The sequence below is a fragment of the Streptomyces sp. NPDC004561 genome, from assembly GCF_053602155.1.
Window position 1 is genome coordinate 15,910 of the sequence record NZ_JBSGDB010000036.1, and the last position, 17,701, is coordinate 33,610.

Here is a 17,701-nt window from a genome sequence, read left to right on the forward strand (position 1 = left end):
GACCCGATCGGTGGCCGCGGCACCGCGTTGCGATCCGGAATGCGCGGGTGTGATGATCCTGCGCATGGCAGATCACGGGGGTGACGCCGAGACGGCGGGGCGTTCACACAGGTCACGGCTCTCCGAGTACGCGGACATGGCGGTTCCTGAGCACACTCGGACGCCCGCACCGGACGCCGACGACGCCTCGTCTTCGCCCAGGCATTCGCAACCCTCAGCCCAGGCCCCCCGACCGGAAGCCGAGGAGATCCGGCGCAGGCGCCGAGAATTCGCCGCTCTGCTGGGAGAGTTTCGCCGTACGCCGGTGCTGGTGCCGACCGACGAGGACGACGCTCCCTTGACGGCCGACCACGGCGGCATCCGCTGGATCTACGCCTTCTCGAACGAGTCGGCGCTGGCCCGTTTCGCGCTCGCGCGGGGTGAGGGCGACCGCGAGTGGGCGTATCAGAGGTGGCTGGGAGGGCGCCTGCTGGACGCGGGCGTACCGGCTGTCGGGGTGCCGTGCGGGGTGGCCCTCGATGTGGGGACCGAGGGCGAGGGCGTGCTGTTCCCGCCGGTGATGGGGATCGTGCCGGATGCGGCGGCCGTCGACCGGGCCGTCGAGGAGACGAACGGGGAGTTGCCGCGATGAGCGGGGCCGAGGGCAAGGACATCAAGACCGCGGGGCTGGACCTGATCGCGCAGGGCATCACCCAGACGCTCGACGACTTGAAGGACGTGGGCGTCGACAGCCTGGCCGGAGCGGGCCGCGGCTTCTCGAACCTGGAACTGTCCGGGATGCAGCTGGGCCACGAGGGCCTGACGGACAAGTTCAAGTCGTTCTGCGAGCGCTGGGAGTGGGGCGTGCGCTCGCTGGTCGCGGAGGGCAACGCCTTCGCGGATCGCGTGGGTCTCGCCGCGGGCACGCTGTACGAGACGGACCAGTACGTCGGCGGCACCCTGAGGGTCGGCGCGAACTCGCTGGTGGGCAACCCGTACGCCTCCGAGGCCGACGTCGAGAAGATGAGCTGGGGCCAGTGGGCGAACAGCACCGCGGACGCCTACGCGCACCCGGACTACAGCAAGGAGTCCTTCGACCAGGCCTACGCGAACAGCAAGCAGGGCTGGGACGACGCCGCACGCGACTTCATGACCTCGCAGGCCGCGGGCAACCTGGGCCTGAGGCCCGGCGGTGTCTCGGACGCCGAGTACAACAAGTACCTGGACGAGGCGCTCGGTCCCTCTCCCGAAGCCCGGGCCAAGGCCGCCGGGCAGCAGGGCGGTGAGGGCTGATGGGGATCGGGGACCTCAGCAACGCCATCCTGGGCGAGGGCGAGCACCTCTACGACTCCGGCAAGAAGCTCGTCGGCAAGGGCATCGAGAAGGGCGCCGATCTCACCGGTGACGTCCTGGACCACGTCGGCGCCCACAAGTACGCCGACGTCGTCAGGCTCGCGGGCGACTACGCCGGCTCCGAACTCGGCGCGACCCCGGGCGAGAAGCAGCTGGGCCAGACCGACCTGGCCTCCGAGCTCGTCCACGGCACCCCGGTGGACATCCGCTCCTCCGCCAAGCACCTGAGGGACTTCCACACCGCCTTCGACAACGTCGGCCAGGGCATGCGGAAGCTGGACTCCTCGTCCTGGCAGGGCGAGGCGGCCGACGCCTTCCGCAAGAAGTTCGCCATGCACCCCGTCAAATGGCTGCACGCGGCGGACGCCTGCCAGACCGCCGCCACGGCGCTGGACGCCTACGCCGAGACCGTCACCTGGGCGCAGAAGCAGGCCCAGGACGCGATCAACCTGTACGAGAAGGGCACCCACGCCTCCGAGGAGGCGGCGGCCGCCTACAACAAGAAGGTCGACGCCTACAACGCGGCCGTGAAGTCGGGCGACGACCCCGGTCCGCGTCCCGGGACGTTCCAAGATCCGGGTACGGCCGACATCGAGCGCGCCCGGGAACTCCTCCACGAGGCCCGCAGGCAGCGCAACACCTCGGCGGAAGGCGCCGCCAAGGCGGTGGAGAAGGCCCTCGCCAACGCCCCCGCCGAGCCGCCCCCGCTCACCCGCGTGACAGAGGACGGCTTGGACGGCTACCTCGCCTTCGACAACGAGGGTCTCCACTTCCTGGGGGGCGTCGTCAAGGGCACGGCCGGCCTGATCGACTTCGCCCGCGGTCTGGACCCCGTCGACCCCTACAACGTCACCCACCCCGCCGCATACCTGCAGAACGTCAGCATGACGCTCACCGGCCTGGTCTCCACCGCCTCGCACCCCGACCGCGCCCTGAAGAACATGTGGACCGAGTTCCGAAAGGATCCGGCCGAGTTCGGCGGACGCATGCTCCCCCAGTTCCTCCTCGGCGACGGCGCCGGCATGGAGGTCGGCCTGGCCCGGGACGCGGCGGAAGCGGGCTTGATGCGCTCGGCGACGGAAGGGGTGGTCGAACGAGAGGGCGCGGAGGGCGCGGCCGCGAACTCCGCGCGGGGCAGGGTGAACGAGGACCCTCAGCAGCCCTCCCGCACCGACGACTCGGTCTGCAGCGGCGGCACCGACCCCATCGACCTCGCCACCGGCAGGATGTACCTGCCGCAGACTGACGCCACCCTCCCCGGCGTACTGCCCTTGCTGCTGACCCGGCGCGTGGAATCGGGCTACCGCTTAGGCCGCTGGTTCGGCCCGTCCTGGTCCTCCACGCTGGACCAGCGCCTGGAGATCGACGCGGAGGGGGTCGTCTTCGTCACCGAGGACGGCCTGCTCCTGTCCTACCCCCACCCGGCACCGGGCGTGCCGACGCTGCCCAGCCACGGCCCCCGCCGCCCCCTGGACCGCGTGGACGGCGGCTACACCGTCACGGACCCACAGTCCCGCCGGACCTGGCACTTCGCCGACCGGGGACCCGAACTGGCGGTCCTGGAACAGATCGACGACCGCAACGGCAACTGGATCACCTTCGAGCACGACGCCGACGGCACGCCGCTGGCCGTCCACACGAGCGCGGGCCAGGGCGTCCGCATCACCACGGACGCGGGCTGCATCACGGCGTACCATCTGGCCGCGACCGGCGAGGAACTGAAGCGCTTCGGCTACACGGACGGCAACCTCACGGAGGTCGTCAACTCCTCGGGTCTGCCCCTCCGCTTCACGTACGACGAGCGGGGCCGGGTCACCTCCTGGACGGACACCAACGGCCGCGGCTACACCTACGAGTACGACGACCGGGACCGCTGCATCGCCGAGGGCGGCTCGGCCGGCCACATGGCCCTGCGCCTGACGTACGAGGACCCCGACCCGGCGACGGGCCTGCGCACCACGGCGGCGACGACCGGCGAGGGCCACACGCGCAGCTATCTGGTCAACGACGCCTGGCAGGTGGTGGCGGAGACAGACGCGCTGGGCGCGACCACACGCCACGTCCGGGACCGCTACAACCGCCTGCTCTCCACGACGGACCCCCTCGGCCACACGACGACGTTCGAGTACGACGAGTCCGGCAACCTCACGCGAGTGGTCCGCCCGGACGGCCGGGAGTCGAAGGCTCAATACAACGACCTCGACCTGCCGGTGAAGGTGGCGAACCCGGACGGCACGGTCATCCGGCAGTCCTTCGACGACCGAGGCAACCGCACGTCGGTGACCGACCCGTTGGGCCGGACAACCCGGTTCACGTACAACGAGGCCGGCCATCTGACGTCGGTGACGGACCCGCTGGACAACACGACGACAGTCGTCTGCGATCGAGCCGGCCTCCCGATGGAGGTGACGGACTCGCTTGGGGCCGTGACCCGCTACGAACGGGACGCCTTCGGCCGCCCGGCCACCATCACGGACCCGACCGGCGGGACGACCCTGCTGGAATGGTCGATCGAAGGCCACCTGACCCGCCGTACGGTCCCCGACGGCACCACGGAGGCATGGACGTACGACGGCGAGGACAACTGCACCAGCCACACCGACCCCCTCGGCGGCGTCTCGCGCTACGAGTACACCCACTTCGACCTGCTGACGGCCCGCACCGGCCCGGACGGCGTCCGCTACGAATTCGCCCACGACAGCGAACTGCGCCTGACGAAGGTCACGAACCCGCAGGGCCTCACATGGACGTACGAGTTCGACGCGGCCGGCCGCCTGGTCACGGAGACGGACTTCGACGAGCGCACGCTGGCGTACGAGTACGACGACGCCGGCCGCCTTGCCTCACGCCGGAACGTGCTCGGCGAGGTGGTGTCGTTCCAGCGCAACGAACTCGGCCAGGTACTCCGCAAGGACGCGGCGGGACAGATCACCACCTTCGCCTACGACCTGACCGACCAACTGGCCCAGGCAACCGGCCCGGACGGCACGGCCCTGACCCTCCTGCGGGACCGCTACGGCCGCCTGCGCTCGGAAACGGTGGACGGCCGTACGGTGGCGTACACGTACGACGCCTTGGGCCGCCGCACGGGCCGCAGGACTCCGACGGGGGCGGAGACGACGTGGTCGTACGACACGGCGGGCCGCCGCACAGGAATGGTCGCGTCGGGCCGGGCGATCGACTTCACGTACGACAAGGCAGGCCGTGAACTGACCCGCCACGTCGGCGGAACCCTGACCCTGGAGCACGCCTTCGACGCCCTGGGCCGCTTGATCACCCAATCGGTGGCCGACGCCGAGGGACGCGGGTTGCAGCGCCGGTCCTACACCTACCGAGCCGATGGCCACGTGATCGGCATAGACGACCAGCTGTCCGGCACCCGCCGCTTCGACCTCGACGCGACGGGCCGCGTGACAGCGGTCCACGCGGCGAACTGGACGGAGCGGTACGCCTACGACGAGGCGGGCAACCAGACACAGGCGTCCTGGCCGTCGGACCACCCGGGCGGCGAAGCCACAGGCCCACGCTCCTACGTCGGCACCCGCATCACCCGCGCCGGCAACGTCCGCTACGAACACGACGCCCTCGGTCGCATCACCCTCCGCCAGAAGACCCGCCTGTCGCGCAAGCCCGACACCTGGCGCTACGAATGGGACACCGAGGACCGCCTGACCTCGGTGATCACTCCCGACGGCACCCACTGGCGCTACACCTACGACCCCCTGGGCCGCCGCACGGCAAAACTCCGCCTGGCGGAGGACGGCGAAACGGTGCTGGAGAGGGTGGACTTCACCTGGGACGGGACGACTCTCTGCGAGCAGACCACCACATCCACCGCCTTCCCCTACCCGGTAACCCTCACTTGGGACCACCAGGGCCTGCGTCCCCTGTCCCAAACCGAACGCATCACGGCGTCCGACGCTCCCCAGGAGGAGATCGACTCCCGCTTCTTCGCCATCGTCACCGACCTGGTCGGCACACCCAGCGAACTCATCGACGAACAGGGCGACATCGCCTGGCGAACCCGAAGCACCCTCTGGGGAACAACGGCATGGTCAGCGAACAGCACCGCCTACACACCTCTACGCTTCCCGGGCCAGTACTACGACCCCGAAACGGGGCTGCATTACAACTACTTCCGCCACTATGACCCCCAAACCGCTCGCTATCTCACGCCCGACCCTCTTGGCCTCACTCCTGCACCGAACCCCGCCACATACGTTCACAATCCCAATACCTGGGTCGACCCGCTCGGGTTGGCCCCTTGCGAGAAGAAGGAAAACCTTCCCGAGGGCTACACTCCGTCTCCGGCTCTGGAATATGACCCGTATCACCCAGATATGGTTAAGCAGCGGAGTGACGGAAATCAGGCACTCTACGCGGCAACCCCGGCAGACAGGGCTGCCGAACTTGGATACACGAGGAAAATTTCACCCCAGAAGGCGCCTTTCCACTCCCACGGACAAGACGTGTTCTTCGACGGGAAAAACTACATCACACCGGACGTTGACGGACACAATGTCTCCGACGGTTGGAAGATGTTCAACAAGCGGGGACAGAGGGTTGGCACATATGACGCAGACCTCAACTACATCAAGAAATGACACCTTCTCCATTCGGGTGGTATCCACACCCTCGGAATCCTCGGCTGCGAAGGGCGAGAGCGCCACCGGGCGTATCACGGTAGGCGACTTCGAAGAGAGTTTTCCAATGGATCTGACCTATTGGGGTGTGGAGCAATACCAGGCCAGCTGGGTCCGAGCCCTGAGGGTTATCGACCGCGAGCATGACGCCACATCGTGTCTCATTTCATCCATCACGGATCCAGCGAGCAGCAACTTCATTTTCTGTTGGCCCCTCTACAGGTCTGCGGAGATCGTCTACGTTCAAAACTCGATCATCTTCCTCGAAGACCTCACGGAAGGGTTCAGCCTGGACGATCCTTGGCGCTCGATCGAACCGCGAAGCACAGTTGACGAGGATGGGCATGACATCTCGGAATGGCAGACAACCATTCATGAAGTCAGGCAGTTCCTCGATTCACTGCATCTATGAGTAACACACGGTACAGCCAGAGACGGGCACCCCATGGCGACCACCCCACGGATATGGAGAAAAATCCGGCCGAACGTGACCGGAAGTGGCGACACAGCAATGCAATTCACAATGAATAACGAAATTAGATCCCGCCTCCAATTGGCAGGATTCGAGATAATAGGTCATTTCTCGAAATCAGAGCCCAGCGCGATGAAAGCCTTTCATCGAGTTGTACACGTCGAGACAAGGCCCGTTGAGATCATTCCATGCTATTCGACTGATATCGCCGAACGAGTGAACACAGCCTGGCATGCGCATGCACGAGACTTCGGAGTAATCGCCGACGATGGATCTTTTCTGGTGCTGGGCAGCTTGGCTGACGGGTGGATCCAGGTGCGGCTAACCGAAACCGCTGACATTTTCGCCACGCATGACCAGAGTGGCGACCTGCTCTTCATTGCCCGCTCCCTCAGCGGCGGCCGCGTGTGCGCCGTGAGCGAGGAAGGGAGCGATTACTGGATTATCGAGGAAAAGCTTTCCTGAGATCCACCAGGGCAGCGAAAGGGGGCGCCCTCGGGCGCCCCCGACGGCTACGCGGTCACTCCTCGGTGAACAGTTCCGCCGCGTCCGTGGCGTGCACGGCCCGTTGGGCCCAGAGCTCCAGCTGGGCCAGGTCCGTGCAGGTCTCCACGCGCTCGCGGACGGAGTCGGGCACTGGAATGCTGCGCCACTCCAGGATGCGAAGGGTCATCTCCTGGCGATCCTGGACACGCCCCTGCTCCAGACCTTGTTCCAGTCCTTGCTCCAGGCCTTGTTCCCGCCCTTCCTCGCGTACCTGCTCGGCCAGCGGGTGGCGCCAGAAGTACTGGATTGCCGTCATCAGGTCCCTCCACATCTGCTTCGCCTGGGGGTCGGCCAGGCAGGAGTCGACGAACTGCACGAAGACCGCGGCGGTGTCCGAGTCGATGGTCCGCAGGGCGGCGGCCAGGGACTCCAGTATGGCCGGAGCCTGCGACCCACGCCCGTGTGTCATCGCCGAGAGCACCGCAAGAGGCACGTCCCGCTCGGCCTGCCGCTCGTCCGCGATCACCGGCACATTGTCCGGACCCAGCACGAGAGGCCGTACCGTCAACGAATCCCACCCCTTGAAACCCAGCCGGATCGGACGCGAAGCCCACTTCGCCGTCGCGCTGCTCTGGGTGATGACGATGAGCACCGGCTCACAGCGGTACTTCTCGTACAGGTAGGAGAGGTAGTACGGCCAACTGCCCCGCTTGCGGTCGTCCACCTTCCCCTGCGACTCGACCACCAGCAGGTACGTGCCCTCGTCCGTCTCCGCCCGCAGCAGCGTGTCCACCCGGCGCTCGACCGGTTCGATCTCCGTGAGGTCCACGTTCAGCGCCGCGATCTCCCGCGGCTCGGGGAAGGGCACGTTCAGCACCCTTTGTAACGCCCGCGTCAGCAGCGCCGGATCCTTCTGGAAGATCCGGTGCAACGCCTCGTGCGACGAGCCGACCATCAGCTCTCCTTCCTGTCCGACGTGATCAACGAGCTAGGCCGCCGCAAGTTCGCACCACACGTACTTGCCCCGATCCCCGAACCGGGCCGACGGCTTCCAGCCCCACACATCCGCGCACGCCACGACCAGGCCGAGGCCCCGTCCGTTCTCCGAGTCCGTCGTCCGCCCCAACGGCACCGGCGGGTCCGGAGGTGCCGGGTCCGTGTCCCACGCCCCGATCCACACCACCCCCTCCGGGGTGCGGCGCACCCTGAGCGCGGCCGGCCCCTTCGTGTGCCGTACGGCGTTCGAGACCAGCTCCGTCGCCAGCAACTCCGCCGTGTCCACCAGACCGGTCAAGCCGTGCAGCGTGAGAACCAGACGCACCGTGCGACGGCACACCGTCACCGCTCTCGGGTCGTTGGGGATGTAGAGCGTGTAGTCCCAGGTCTCGGGGATTTCGGGCATGCGTCATCAACTCCGATGAGAAGACGAGGATTTCGGGCGCGGTGGCATTGCCGCAGCCGTCAGGGCAGGGCGGAGCGGTGCGGTGCGCTTCCGCTGTGTGTGCGATGCGTCACTGAAGGTAGAGCAAAAATTTTTCCTCTCGCAAGTAGGTCGCGTAATCTGACGCCCGAAAGAGGCACGGCAGCGAGTCGGTTGAGGGCGGAGGAGCAATGGCGCCGAGAAGCCAACCCACTGCACGGCAGGTACGCCTGGGCGCGGAGCTGCGCAGGTTGCGGGAAGCCGCCGGCCTCAAGGCACGCGAGGTAGCAGGGTTGCTCAATTCGACATCGGCGCAGATGAGCCAGGTTGAGGCAGGCCTGGCCGGGGTGAGCGCGGAGCGGGTACGGCGTCTGGGCGCGCATTATGCCTGCGCTGAAGGCGAGTTGATCGATGCGCTCGTCACGATGGCCATTGAGCGCACGCAGGGCTGGTGGGAGGAGTACCGGGGCGTGCTTCCACCGGTGTTCCTGGACGTCGCCGAGACGGAGCACCACGGCACGTTTCTCTGTGAGGTCGTCACCAGCCACATCCCCGGGCTGCTCCAGACTCCCGACTATGCGCGTGCCGTCTTCGGCTACATGGTTCCGGAGCTGCCGGAGAGCGAAGTGAAGCCCAGGATCGAACATCGGATGCGGCGCAGAACCGTACTGGAGCGCAAGACACCCGTGCCCTACGAGACGATCATCCACGAGGCTGCGCTGCGCATCCTGGTCTCCGATCGTCGTGCCGCTCGTGCTCAGCTCTCGGAGGTTCTGGGGGCGATCGAACGCGGGCACGCCACGGTGCGGGTGATCCCCTTCGGGCGAGAGGGATTCGCCGGGGCCGGGATCGAGATGATGTACGTGGGAGGGCCACTCCCCCGGTTGGACACCGTGCTGCGCGACGCCCCGCACGGCACGGCCTTCATCGATGCCGAATCTCAGCTGGCGCGCTTCCGGGCCCTGCTCAATAAGGTGAGCGAAGCAGCACTGCAGCCCGTGGAGTCACGGGACTTCATTCACCGCATGACGAAGGAACTGTGAGGCGCCCGCATGACCCAGGCCGTCCGCTGGCAGAAGTCGTCGTACTCCGGCGGAGGTGACGGCAACACCTGCGTCGAAGTCGCCGACCAGGACACCCACATAGCCGTCCGCGACTCCAAGGCCCCCGCCCGGGCCAACCTCGCCTTCCCGGCGGAAGCGTTCGCGTCCTTCATCGAAGCGGTCAAGGACACCCGCGGCTTCGTCGGGCTGTGAACCCAGGGCGCATCCTCGTCGTCCGAGCACGCCGGGCCGGTGTGTCCGCCCGCCTGACGAATCGTCGGGCGGGACGGACACACCCAGTCAGCGGCCGCGCCTACTCCGCTTCCTCGAAGTACGCGTCCAGCACCGCGTCCAGTTCGGACTCCCACTCCGCGAAGCGGGACCTGGACGTCGCCTCGATCTCGATGGGGTACCAGCGGCGGTCCGGGGTGTGGACGGTGATCGTGAAGCGCTTGCCGAAACGGGCGGACTCCGTCTCGACGGCGGCGATCTCGTCCCAGCCGAACTCGCAGGACTCCTCGTCGAGGCGCAGGCGGACGCCCTTTCGGTCGGCCACTATTCTGGCGCGGCGGTCCGAGGCCTCGAAGGCGGGACCGCCCTCGGCGGACTCGTCCTCGTCCTCAGCCGGTGCCGCGTCCTCCGGCTCGGTCGGCGCCTCGGCCTCCAGGGCCTCCTGCGCCGGAACCTCCGGCTTCGCGTCCGCCGGTTCCGTCGTCACCGGCGTCGAGATGCCCGGGATGAAGGCCGGGTCGAAACCGGCGCCGGTCACGGGCTCGGCCTTCAACGGCTCGGCCTTCGACGGCTTGCTGCTCGATCCTATGCGCTGCTCCACGGCGGCAGTATGGACGACATCCCTGTGCCGGAACCAGTCAGCCCGCTCATCTCAGCCGTCACGCGCGTCACGTTCACACGAACACGCCGACCACCGCCGCCGCGGGCGCACGGGTGGCGTCAGCCGAGTACGGCGAGCGCGTCGATCTCGATGAGGAGGCCGCCCGGCAGGCCGACGTACACCGTGGTGCGGGCGGCGGGCGGCTGGGTGAGGCCCTGCTCCTCGAAGTAGGCGTTGTAGATCTCGTTCATCTCGCCGAAGTGGTCCACGTCGGTCAGGTAGACGCGGATCATCATCACGTCGTCCCAGGTGGCGCCACCCTCCTCGAGGATCGACCGCACGTTGGCGAGGGTCTGAAGGGTCTGCTCGCGCAGGGTGGGGCCGGCCGGAGTCGGGGGCTTGCCCTCCTCGGCGGGCAGGAAGCCGCCCTGCCCGGCGACCTGGAGGATGTTGCCCTTCTTCACGCCGTGCGAGAACTTCGCGGGCGGCGTGGTGTGGGTCTTCGGGGTGAGCGCGATCTTGTCCGTCATACGGGGTCCTTTACTGGTGTTCTGCCGGAGTACTCACCGCTGATCGCGTCCGCGGTGCGGCGGACCAGCGGGAGCAGGGAGAGGAGTTCCTCGGCGGTGACGACCACGTTCGGCGCGGACACCGACATCGCGGCGACCACTCGGCCGTCGGCGCCGCGGACGGGGGCGGCGACGCAGTTGATGGACTCCTCGTGGCCGCCGAGGTCGGTGGCCCAGCCCTGGTCGCGCACCTGCGCCAACTCCCCAAGGAAGGCTTTGGCGTTGGGGGTGGAACGGGGCGTGTACGAGGGATAGTCGAGCTGTTCCGCGAGGGCGCGGCGCTCCGGTTCGGGCAGGTCGGCCAGGAGGAGCTTGGCCACGGCGGCCACCGTGACGGCCACCGGCTTGCCGATCCGCGAGTACATGCGGACCGGGTATCGGCTCTCCACCTTGTCGATGTAGAGGACCTCGCCCTCCTCGTACACCGCGAGGTGGACGGTGTGACCGCACTGCTCGTTCAGCCGTACGAGGTGGGGGTGGGCGATCTCGCGGATGTCGAGCTTCTCCATCGCCTCCTGGGCGAGGGCGAAGAGGCGGGCGCCGAGGCGGTAGCGCTGGTCTGACTGGCGGTAGACCAGGCCGTGCTCGTGCAGGGTGCGCAGCAGCCGGAGCGCGGTGGACTTGTGCACGCCGAGGCGGTCGGCGACCTGCCCGAGGTCGGCGGGGCCCTCGGCGAGCAGCGGCAGGATGCTCAGGGCGCGGTCGACGGTCTGGCTCATGGGGTGATCGCCTCCTTCTCGGCGCCGGCCTGCGTCCAGCCGGGACCGAGTCGAAGTCTCCCCCATGCGTCGTCGTCCAGGGCCGCGAGGCGGTCGGCGTGGTCGCGGGAGGGGGGCGGGGCGAGGTCGGCGGGGCTGGTGAGGGTCGCGGCGGCCATGAGGTGGCCGTGCCGGATGCGGTCCCGCACGGGGAGCCGGCGCAGGGTGCCGGAGAGGAAGCCGGCGGCGAAGGCGTCTCCCGCGCCGACGGTCGCCACGACGTCCACGGCGAGAGCCGGCTCGAAGATGCCCGGCGCCGGGGCGGGCGGGGGGTCGGTCGCGGGGGCGGGCCGAGGATCGGCCGCGCAGAACGGCGCCGAGGCGGGCCCCGGGGCGGCCACACAGCCCGATGCCGAGACCGGCCGAGGGTCACGAGGGTCACGAGGGCCGGCCACGCAGCAGGACGCCGAGGCAGACCCACAGCCAGCCACACAGCCCGACGCCGACACGGGCCCAGCCTCGACCGTGCAGCCCGGCGCCGATAGGGAGCGGGCGTCGTTCACGCAACACAACCCCCGGGATTCGAACACCGTCGCGCCCCGCGCCCCCTGCTTCACCACCAGCACGCCCGGCTCCGGCAGCAGTTGACGGACGGCGGCCGGGCCGCCCGTGACGCCCCACGCGTGCTCCGCCTCGTCCTCCCCCACGAACACGATGTCGGCGCGCCGGGCCAGTTCCAGCAGGACCGCGCTCCCGTCGGTGCCGCGCCACAGCCCCGGCCGGTGGTTCACGTCGAAGGACACCAGCGGGCCGCCGGGGCCGGGTGCCGTCAGCTCGCGCAGCAGGTCCCGGCACTCGCCGGACAGCGCAGCCGTGATGCCGGACAGATGCAGCACGCGTCCCGCCCGTACCGCCGCCGGATCCACGTTCGCCGTGCTCATCGCGGAAGCCGCCGATCCCGCCCGGTAGTACGCCACCTCGTGCGCGCCGGTGGCCCGGTCGGCCGCTGTGCGGAAGTACACGCCCGTGGGCCGGGCCGGGTCCCGGCGGACGAAGGAGACGTCGACGCCGTGTCCGGCGATCCGCTCCAGCAGATGGTCGCCGAAGCCGTCCGCCCCCAGCCGGCTCACCCACCGCGCCGAATGCCCGAAGGCGGCCAGCGCGCACACCACGTTGGACTCGGCGCCGCCGATCGCGCGGTCGAAGGAGGGGACGTCCGCGAGGCGCCCCGGCCGGCCGGGCAGGAAGGTCACCATGGACTCGCCGAGCGCCACGACGTCCACCACGCCCACGGCATCCGTGGCGTCCACGGCGTCGGCCGCAACCGCCGGAATGTAAGCAGCGTCGTCGATGATGGCTCCTGTCGGTACCCGGGCGGCGGCTCCGTTGACCGGGGATCGGCGAGATGCTAGACACCAGTAAGCACTGCATGCAATGACAGTTGCACAGCTTGCAACGGTCGGGAGAGGGGCTCCATGGGCACCGAAGCGCTCGCCCGCCTGGCGGAGGAACGTGTCGACCACCGCTTCAAGGGCCTCCCGCCGGACGCCGACGGCCTCACGGTCGGCGAGCTGGCCGCCCAGCGCCGCAACCTCTTCGCCGAGAGCAGCGGAAGCGACGCGCACGGCGGAAGCGACACGCGCGGCGGATTCACCACCCCCCTCCTCGTCCTCTCCGCCGAGCGGCTCGCGCACAACCTGGCGCTCATGGAGACGTACACCGCCCGCCACGGCCTCGCGTTCGCTCCGCACGGCAAGACGTCCATGGCACCGCAGCTCTTCCACCGCCAGATCGAGCACGGCGCGTGGGGCATCACCCTGGCGGTGCCCCACCAGGTGCGGGTCGCCCGGGCCTTCGGAGTCCAGCGGGTGTTCCTCGCCAACGAGCTGCTGGACTCCTCCGCCCTGCGGTGGATCGCCGGGGAACTCGCCGCCGACCCGGACTTCCGTTTCGTCTGCTACGTCGACTCCGTGCGCGGGGTGGAGCTGATGGACGCCGCCCTGCGGGGCGCCGCCCGCCCGCTGGACGTCGTCGTCGAGCTGGGCGCGGGCGAGGGCGCCCGTACCGGTGTGCGCACCGATGCGGAGGCCCGGGCCGTGGCCGATGCGGTGGCCCGCGCGGAGACGCTGCGGCTGGTGGGCGTGGCCGGGTACGAGGCGCAGGTGCCGGGTGCCTCGCCGGAGCTGGTGCGGGAGTGGCTGACAAGGCTGGTCGCGCTCGCCGTGGAGTTCGACGGGGCCGGTCTCTTCGCCGGCGCCGAGGAGATCGTCGTGAGCGCGGGCGGCAGCGAGTGGTTCGACGCGGTCGCCGACGTCTTCACCCGGATCCCCGCGCTCTCGCTGCCCGTGCTGAAGCTGCTGCGCTCCGGCGCGTACGTCTCGCACGACGATGTGCACTACCGCAGGCTGACGCCGTTCAACCGGGTACCCGAGGAGGGCGCTCTGGAGCCCGCCTTCCGGCTGTGGGCCCAGGTGATCTCGCGGCCCACCGCGACGGAGGCGTTCGTCAACGCGGGCAAGCGGGACGCCGCCTACGACCTCGACGTTCCGGTGGCGCTCGTGGTACGCCGGAACGGCACCGAGCACCCCGCGACCGGAATCGAGGTGAGCGCCCTGTCCGACCAGCATCTGTGGCTGCGCACCGGTCCGGACGCGGACGTGGAGGCCGGTGACTGGATCGCCTTCGGCCTGTCCCACCCGTGCACGTCGTTCGACAAGTGGCAGCTGATCCCGGTGGCCGAGGCGGACGGGACGGTCGTCGACTACATCCGTACGTTCTTCTAGGAGGCCGCCATGGAGGACCTGGTCGTCCGGGACGCCGACGTCGTCGACGGCAGCGGTGGCGACTCCTACCGCGCCGACGTCGTCGTCGACGGCGGCCGGATCGTCTCGATCGTGAAGGAGGCCGCCGCGGCGGGCTGCCAACGGCCGCGCGCGATGCGGGAGCTGGACGCCGAGGGCCTGGTCCTCTCCCCCGGTTTCATCGACATGCACGCCCACTCCGACCTCGCCCTGCTGCGCGACCCCGACCACAGCGCGAAGGCGGCGCAGGGGGTCACCCTGGAGGTCATCGGCCAGGACGGACTGTCGTACGCGCCGGTGGACGACCGCACGCTGGAAGAGGTGCGCCGGGCGATCACCGGCTGGAACGGGTACGGCGACGACGTCGACTTCGACTGGCGGACGGTCGGCGAGTACCTGGACCGGCTCGACCGCGGGATCGCGGTGAACGCCGCGTACCTCGTCCCCCAGGGCACGGTCCGCGCGCTCGTCGTCGGCTGGGAGGACCGCGAGGCGACGCCCGGGGAGCTGGACCGGATGCGGGGGCTGGTGGCGGAGGGCCTGGAGCAGGGCGCGGTCGGCCTGTCGTCCGGGCTCACGTACACGCCCGGCATGTACGCCGGGGACGCCGAACTGACGGAACTGTGCCGGGTGGTGGCCGCGTACGGCGGCTACTACTGCCCGCACCACCGCTCCTACGGCGCCGGCGCCCTCGCGGCCTACGCCGAGATGGTCGACCTGGCCCGGGAGGCGGGCTGCGCGCTGCACCTGGCGCACGCGACGATGAACTTCGGCGTGAACCGGGACCGGGCGCCCGAGCTGCTGGACCTGCTGGACAAGGCCCTGGACTCGGGTGCGGACATCACCCTCGACACGTATCCCTACACCCCCGGCTGCACCACCCTGGCCGCGCTGCTGCCGAGCTGGGCGAGCGAGGGCGGCCCGGAGGAGGTCCTGGCCCGGCTCACCGACCCGGCGACGGCCGAGCGGGTACGGCACGACCTGGAGGTGACCGGCTCGGACGGCTGCCACGGCGTGCCCGTCGAGTGGGAGACGATCGAGGTCTCCGGGGTGAGCGATCCGGCGCTCGCCGACTTCGTGGGCCGTACGGTGCGGGAGTCGGCGGGGCGGCGCGGTGAGACCCCGTGGGCGGTCGCCCGCCGGCTGCTGGTCGCGGACCGGCTCGGCACGACGGTCCTCCAGCACGTCGGCCACGAGGAGAACGTCCGCACGATCATGCGGCACCGCGCCCACACCGGGGGTTCCGACGGCATCCTTCAGGGCGCCAAGCCGCATCCGCGGGCGTACGGCACCTTCCCGCGCTATCTCGGGCACTACGTGCGGGAGTTGGGGGTGCTGTCGCTGGAGGAGTGCGTCGCCCGCCTCACCTCGCGTCCCGCGGCCCGGCTGCGGCTGCCGGACCGCGGTCTGGTGCGCGAGGGGTACCGGGCCGACCTGGTCCTCTTCGACCCGGAGACGGTCGCGGCGGGTGCCGGCTTCGACGCGCCCCGCACGCTGCCGACGGGCATCCCGTACGTCCTCGTCGACGGCCGGTTCGTCATCGAGGACGGACGGCGGACGGACGTCCTCGCGGGCCGCTCCGTCCGCCGTACGGGCGTTACGGCTTCGGCAGGACGCAGCCGGACGCGCTGAGGTTCAGATTGTTGCCCGTGGTGAAGCAGGCGGGGATCTGGTAGGTCTCCTCGGCGTAGTTGATGCCCTGGTGGATGGTGACGTTGCCGTTCTCGTCGACCTCGCACGGGTTGTCCACCGTGCACTGCTGGCCGTCCTCGTTGCCGGTGTTGTTGACGGCGACGACCTTGCCGGTGGTGGTGTCGATGACCGGGGAGCCGGAGGTGCCGCCGATGGTGTCGCAGGCGGAGGTGTAGCGGACCGAGTCCTTCCAGGTCCAGTCGCCCTCCTTCAGCCGGTACACGAACCCGGCGATGTTGCAGCTGTAGGTCCGCTTCCAGTAGCCGGAGACGACCTTGATCGCGGTGCCGGCGGCCGGGTGGGTGTCGTTCACGGTGAGGGCGCTGATCCCGTACGAGCTCTTGATCCGCGCGTAGGTGGTGGTCAGCCGGTAGATGGTGACGTCCGTGTCCGTCATGGTTGAGTAGACGACCTGGTTGGCGCGGAGGGTCGCGACCCTGCTCCCGGAGGCGTTGAGCAGGCCGAAGGTACGGCTGGAGGACTGGCCGGTGATGACCTGGCCGGGGTCCGGGAAGCCGGTCTCCAGGCAGTGGCCGTTGGTCAGCACGAGCGCCGGGTCGCTGTCCGCGGAACCGGGGAAGCGGATGACGGAGCCGGAGCAGTTGCTCAGCGAGACGGTGCCGGCGAAGTTGACGGTCACCGCGGCGGCCTTCGCCGTGTGCGGGGCGGCGACCGCGGGTGCCGCGCCCATCCCGGCTATCGCCAGGGAGGAGAGCGCGGCGAGGAGAGGCTTGTTCATGTGGGGTCCCCTCTTACGACTTGGGCGACCGGAGGTCTCCCGGTCGCCCGTCCATTTGTCATGCGCATTCTCAGCGCGCCAAGGAGACGGAACAAGACACCGGTTCAGGTCATAGGGGTTTCCCTGTGCGCCCACACCCGGTCAACTCACCTTTCCTGGGCGTTAGTTGATCACTGAGGTGACACGTCTGCCGTGCCGGAAGGGCTGCGGCCGGGAGGCGCGGCGGAGCCGGGCTCGCGGCGGGCGGCCCGCCATGGCCGGGGCGGTGCCGGCCGGGGGGTGGTCGACAAGGCAGCGGCACGACCCGCCGCCAGTGCGGGTGCCTGCCGCGGCCGTGATGCCGTGGCGCGGGGCGCACCGGCGGCGGCTCGGGCCGGGGATGCACTGGCGGAAGGGGCGCGGCCGGGAGGGGCACCGAGAGGAGGGCGGAGCCACCGACGGCGGGGCCGGGCTCGCGGCGGCCGACCCGCCATGGCCGGGGCGGTGTCGACAGGGGGTGGCCGACAAGGCAGCGGCACGACCCGCCGCCAGTGGGGGCCTGCCGTGACCGTGGTGCCGTGACGCAGGGCGCGCCGACGGTGGCTCGGGCCGGGACGCACCGGCGGAAGGGGCGCGACGGGGAGGGGCGTCGAGAGAGCGGTGGCACGACCCGCCGTCAGCCGGGGTGCCGGCAGGAGGCCGATCGACAAGGCAGCCGCACGACCCGCCGTCAGTGAGGGTGTCGGCAGGGGGCTGGTCGACAGGGCAGCCGTACGACCCCGGCGTCAGCGGGGGTGCCGGCCGTGGCCGTGGTGCCAGCCGGGGGCGGACCACGACGGGGAGGCGGTCGTGGGCGTCGGTGCCGGGGCGCTGGTCGTGACCGGAGGGGCGGAGGTGGCGGGGGCCGGGGTGCGTCGTCGTTGGGCAGACCCTGCGCGACCAGGACAACGGCCTCGCGTTCGCGGCTGGTCAGCTCCTCCAGCCCCGTGCCGGTG

The 17,701-nt window shown here is 69.8% G+C and carries 16 protein-coding genes and 1 pseudogene; 9 read left to right on the plus strand and 8 right to left on the minus strand.

The window, feature by feature from the left end:
- Positions 1 to 64: 64 nt before the first annotated feature.
- From ACWEN3_RS07670 to ACWEN3_RS07690, 5 genes are read left to right on the plus strand one after another with little or no spacing between them, the layout of a single operon-like run.
- On the plus strand, positions 65 to 631 hold the full coding sequence (locus ACWEN3_RS07670) for a hypothetical protein (RefSeq protein WP_452967011.1): 567 nt from the start codon (positions 65 to 67) through the stop codon (positions 629 to 631).
- Positions 628 to 1,272, plus strand: coding sequence for a hypothetical protein (locus ACWEN3_RS07675; protein WP_452966968.1), 645 nt, complete (start codon positions 628 to 630; stop codon positions 1,270 to 1,272). Before ACWEN3_RS07670 ends, ACWEN3_RS07675 begins: the two co-directional genes overlap by 4 nt.
- Positions 1,272 to 5,936 (plus strand): putative T7SS-secreted protein, encoded by a 4,665-nt coding sequence (locus tag ACWEN3_RS07680; RefSeq protein ID WP_452966971.1) that lies wholly within the window; start codon positions 1,272 to 1,274, stop codon positions 5,934 to 5,936. Before ACWEN3_RS07675 ends, ACWEN3_RS07680 begins: the two co-directional genes overlap by 1 nt.
- Positions 5,905 to 6,387 (plus strand): hypothetical protein, encoded by a 483-nt coding sequence (locus tag ACWEN3_RS07685; RefSeq protein WP_452966973.1) that lies wholly within the window; start codon positions 5,905 to 5,907, stop codon positions 6,385 to 6,387. The genes ACWEN3_RS07680 and ACWEN3_RS07685 overlap by 32 nt, the downstream gene beginning before the upstream one ends.
- Positions 6,388 to 6,420: 33 nt before the next feature.
- Positions 6,421 to 6,912: a hypothetical protein gene (locus ACWEN3_RS07690; RefSeq protein ID WP_452966974.1), complete on the plus strand. Its 492-nt coding sequence runs from the start codon at positions 6,421 to 6,423 to the stop codon at positions 6,910 to 6,912.
- Positions 6,913 to 6,967: 55 nt separating this feature from the next.
- Here ACWEN3_RS07690 and ACWEN3_RS07695 read toward each other — a convergent pair whose 3' ends face one another.
- Positions 6,968 to 7,888, minus strand: a complete 921-nt coding sequence (locus ACWEN3_RS07695; RefSeq protein WP_452966977.1) for a hypothetical protein — start codon at positions 7,886 to 7,888, stop codon at positions 6,968 to 6,970.
- A 33-nt stretch (positions 7,889 to 7,921) separates the two neighbouring features.
- Positions 7,922 to 8,335 carry an ATP-binding protein gene (locus ACWEN3_RS07700; RefSeq protein ID WP_452966979.1) on the minus strand — a complete coding sequence of 138 codons (414 nt, stop codon included), beginning with the start codon at positions 8,333 to 8,335 and terminating at the stop codon, positions 7,922 to 7,924.
- A 209-nt stretch (positions 8,336 to 8,544) separates the two neighbouring features.
- Between ACWEN3_RS07700 and ACWEN3_RS07705 the strand changes: the two genes are divergently transcribed.
- Positions 8,545 to 9,396, plus strand: a complete 852-nt coding sequence (locus tag ACWEN3_RS07705; RefSeq protein ID WP_452966981.1) for a helix-turn-helix domain-containing protein — start codon at positions 8,545 to 8,547, stop codon at positions 9,394 to 9,396.
- A 9-nt stretch (positions 9,397 to 9,405) separates the two neighbouring features.
- Positions 9,406 to 9,609 carry a DUF397 domain-containing protein gene (locus ACWEN3_RS07710; protein WP_452966983.1) on the plus strand — a complete coding sequence of 68 codons (204 nt, stop codon included), beginning with the start codon at positions 9,406 to 9,408 and terminating at the stop codon, positions 9,607 to 9,609.
- 100 nt (positions 9,610 to 9,709) lie between these two features.
- Here the strand turns inward: ACWEN3_RS07710 and ACWEN3_RS07715 are convergent, their stop codons facing one another.
- The 4 genes from ACWEN3_RS07715 to ACWEN3_RS07730 all read right to left on the minus strand — a co-directional run bounded on the left by ACWEN3_RS07715 (position 9,710) and on the right by ACWEN3_RS07730 (position 12,805).
- The gene (locus ACWEN3_RS07715; protein ID WP_452966986.1) at positions 9,710 to 10,228 is read right to left on the minus strand and encodes a hypothetical protein; all 519 of its coding nucleotides are present in this window, start codon (positions 10,226 to 10,228) and stop codon (positions 9,710 to 9,712) included.
- A 119-nt stretch (positions 10,229 to 10,347) separates the two neighbouring features.
- A complete protein-coding gene (locus tag ACWEN3_RS07720; RefSeq protein WP_452966988.1) occupies positions 10,348 to 10,758 on the minus strand; it encodes a RidA family protein in 411 nt (136 codons plus the stop codon).
- Positions 10,755 to 11,516, minus strand: coding sequence for an IclR family transcriptional regulator (locus tag ACWEN3_RS07725; protein ID WP_452966990.1), 762 nt, complete (start codon positions 11,514 to 11,516; stop codon positions 10,755 to 10,757). Before ACWEN3_RS07725 ends, ACWEN3_RS07720 begins: the two co-directional genes overlap by 4 nt.
- Positions 11,513 to 12,805, minus strand: coding sequence for a sugar kinase (locus tag ACWEN3_RS07730; RefSeq protein WP_452966993.1), 1,293 nt, complete (start codon positions 12,803 to 12,805; stop codon positions 11,513 to 11,515). Before ACWEN3_RS07730 ends, ACWEN3_RS07725 begins: the two co-directional genes overlap by 4 nt.
- A gap of 165 nt (positions 12,806 to 12,970) precedes the next feature.
- Here ACWEN3_RS07730 and ACWEN3_RS07735 point away from each other — a divergent pair, with 165 nt between their 5' ends.
- Together ACWEN3_RS07735 and ACWEN3_RS07740 are read left to right on the plus strand one after the other, a co-directional pair.
- Positions 12,971 to 14,278, plus strand: coding sequence for an alanine racemase (locus tag ACWEN3_RS07735; protein WP_452966996.1), 1,308 nt, complete (start codon positions 12,971 to 12,973; stop codon positions 14,276 to 14,278).
- Positions 14,279 to 14,287: 9 nt separating this feature from the next.
- Positions 14,288 to 15,928: an N-acyl-D-amino-acid deacylase family protein gene (locus ACWEN3_RS07740; protein ID WP_452966999.1), complete on the plus strand. Its 1,641-nt coding sequence runs from the start codon at positions 14,288 to 14,290 to the stop codon at positions 15,926 to 15,928.
- Here the strand turns inward: ACWEN3_RS07740 and ACWEN3_RS07745 are convergent.
- On the minus strand, positions 15,894 to 16,727 hold the full coding sequence (locus ACWEN3_RS07745) for a trypsin-like serine peptidase (RefSeq protein WP_452967001.1): 834 nt from the start codon (positions 16,725 to 16,727) through the stop codon (positions 15,894 to 15,896). The two genes, ACWEN3_RS07740 and ACWEN3_RS07745, sit on opposite strands and share 35 nt — an antisense overlap.
- A gap of 892 nt (positions 16,728 to 17,619) precedes the next feature.
- Positions 17,620 to 17,701: pseudogene (locus ACWEN3_RS07750) on the minus strand (DNA-binding response regulator); the annotation flags it as partial.

What these genes read in the sequence shown, in the direction of transcription:
- ACWEN3_RS07670 (WP_452967011.1), top strand. Translation starts at nt 65, where the DNA reads ATGGCAGATCACGGGGGTGACGCCGAGACGGCGGGGCGTTCACACAGG.
- ACWEN3_RS07675 (WP_452966968.1), top strand. Translation starts at nt 628, where the DNA reads ATGAGCGGGGCCGAGGGCAAGGACATCAAGACCGCGGGGCTGGACCTG.
- ACWEN3_RS07680 (WP_452966971.1), top strand. Translation starts at nt 1,272, where the DNA reads ATGGGGATCGGGGACCTCAGCAACGCCATCCTGGGCGAGGGCGAGCAC.
- ACWEN3_RS07685 (WP_452966973.1), top strand. Translation starts at nt 5,905, where the DNA reads ATGACGCAGACCTCAACTACATCAAGAAATGACACCTTCTCCATTCGG.
- ACWEN3_RS07690 (WP_452966974.1), top strand. Translation starts at nt 6,421, where the DNA reads ATGGCGACCACCCCACGGATATGGAGAAAAATCCGGCCGAACGTGACC.
- ACWEN3_RS07695 (WP_452966977.1), bottom strand. Translation starts at nt 7,888, where the DNA reads ATGGTCGGCTCGTCGCACGAGGCGTTGCACCGGATCTTCCAGAAGGAT.
- ACWEN3_RS07700 (WP_452966979.1), bottom strand. Translation starts at nt 8,335, where the DNA reads ATGCCCGAAATCCCCGAGACCTGGGACTACACGCTCTACATCCCCAAC.
- ACWEN3_RS07705 (WP_452966981.1), top strand. Translation starts at nt 8,545, where the DNA reads ATGGCGCCGAGAAGCCAACCCACTGCACGGCAGGTACGCCTGGGCGCG.
- ACWEN3_RS07710 (WP_452966983.1), top strand. Translation starts at nt 9,406, where the DNA reads ATGACCCAGGCCGTCCGCTGGCAGAAGTCGTCGTACTCCGGCGGAGGT.
- ACWEN3_RS07720 (WP_452966988.1), bottom strand. Translation starts at nt 10,758, where the DNA reads ATGACGGACAAGATCGCGCTCACCCCGAAGACCCACACCACGCCGCCC.
- ACWEN3_RS07725 (WP_452966990.1), bottom strand. Translation starts at nt 11,516, where the DNA reads ATGAGCCAGACCGTCGACCGCGCCCTGAGCATCCTGCCGCTGCTCGCC.
- ACWEN3_RS07735 (WP_452966996.1), top strand. Translation starts at nt 12,971, where the DNA reads ATGGGCACCGAAGCGCTCGCCCGCCTGGCGGAGGAACGTGTCGACCAC.
- ACWEN3_RS07740 (WP_452966999.1), top strand. Translation starts at nt 14,288, where the DNA reads ATGGAGGACCTGGTCGTCCGGGACGCCGACGTCGTCGACGGCAGCGGT.
- ACWEN3_RS07745 (WP_452967001.1), bottom strand. Translation starts at nt 16,727, where the DNA reads ATGAACAAGCCTCTCCTCGCCGCGCTCTCCTCCCTGGCGATAGCCGGG.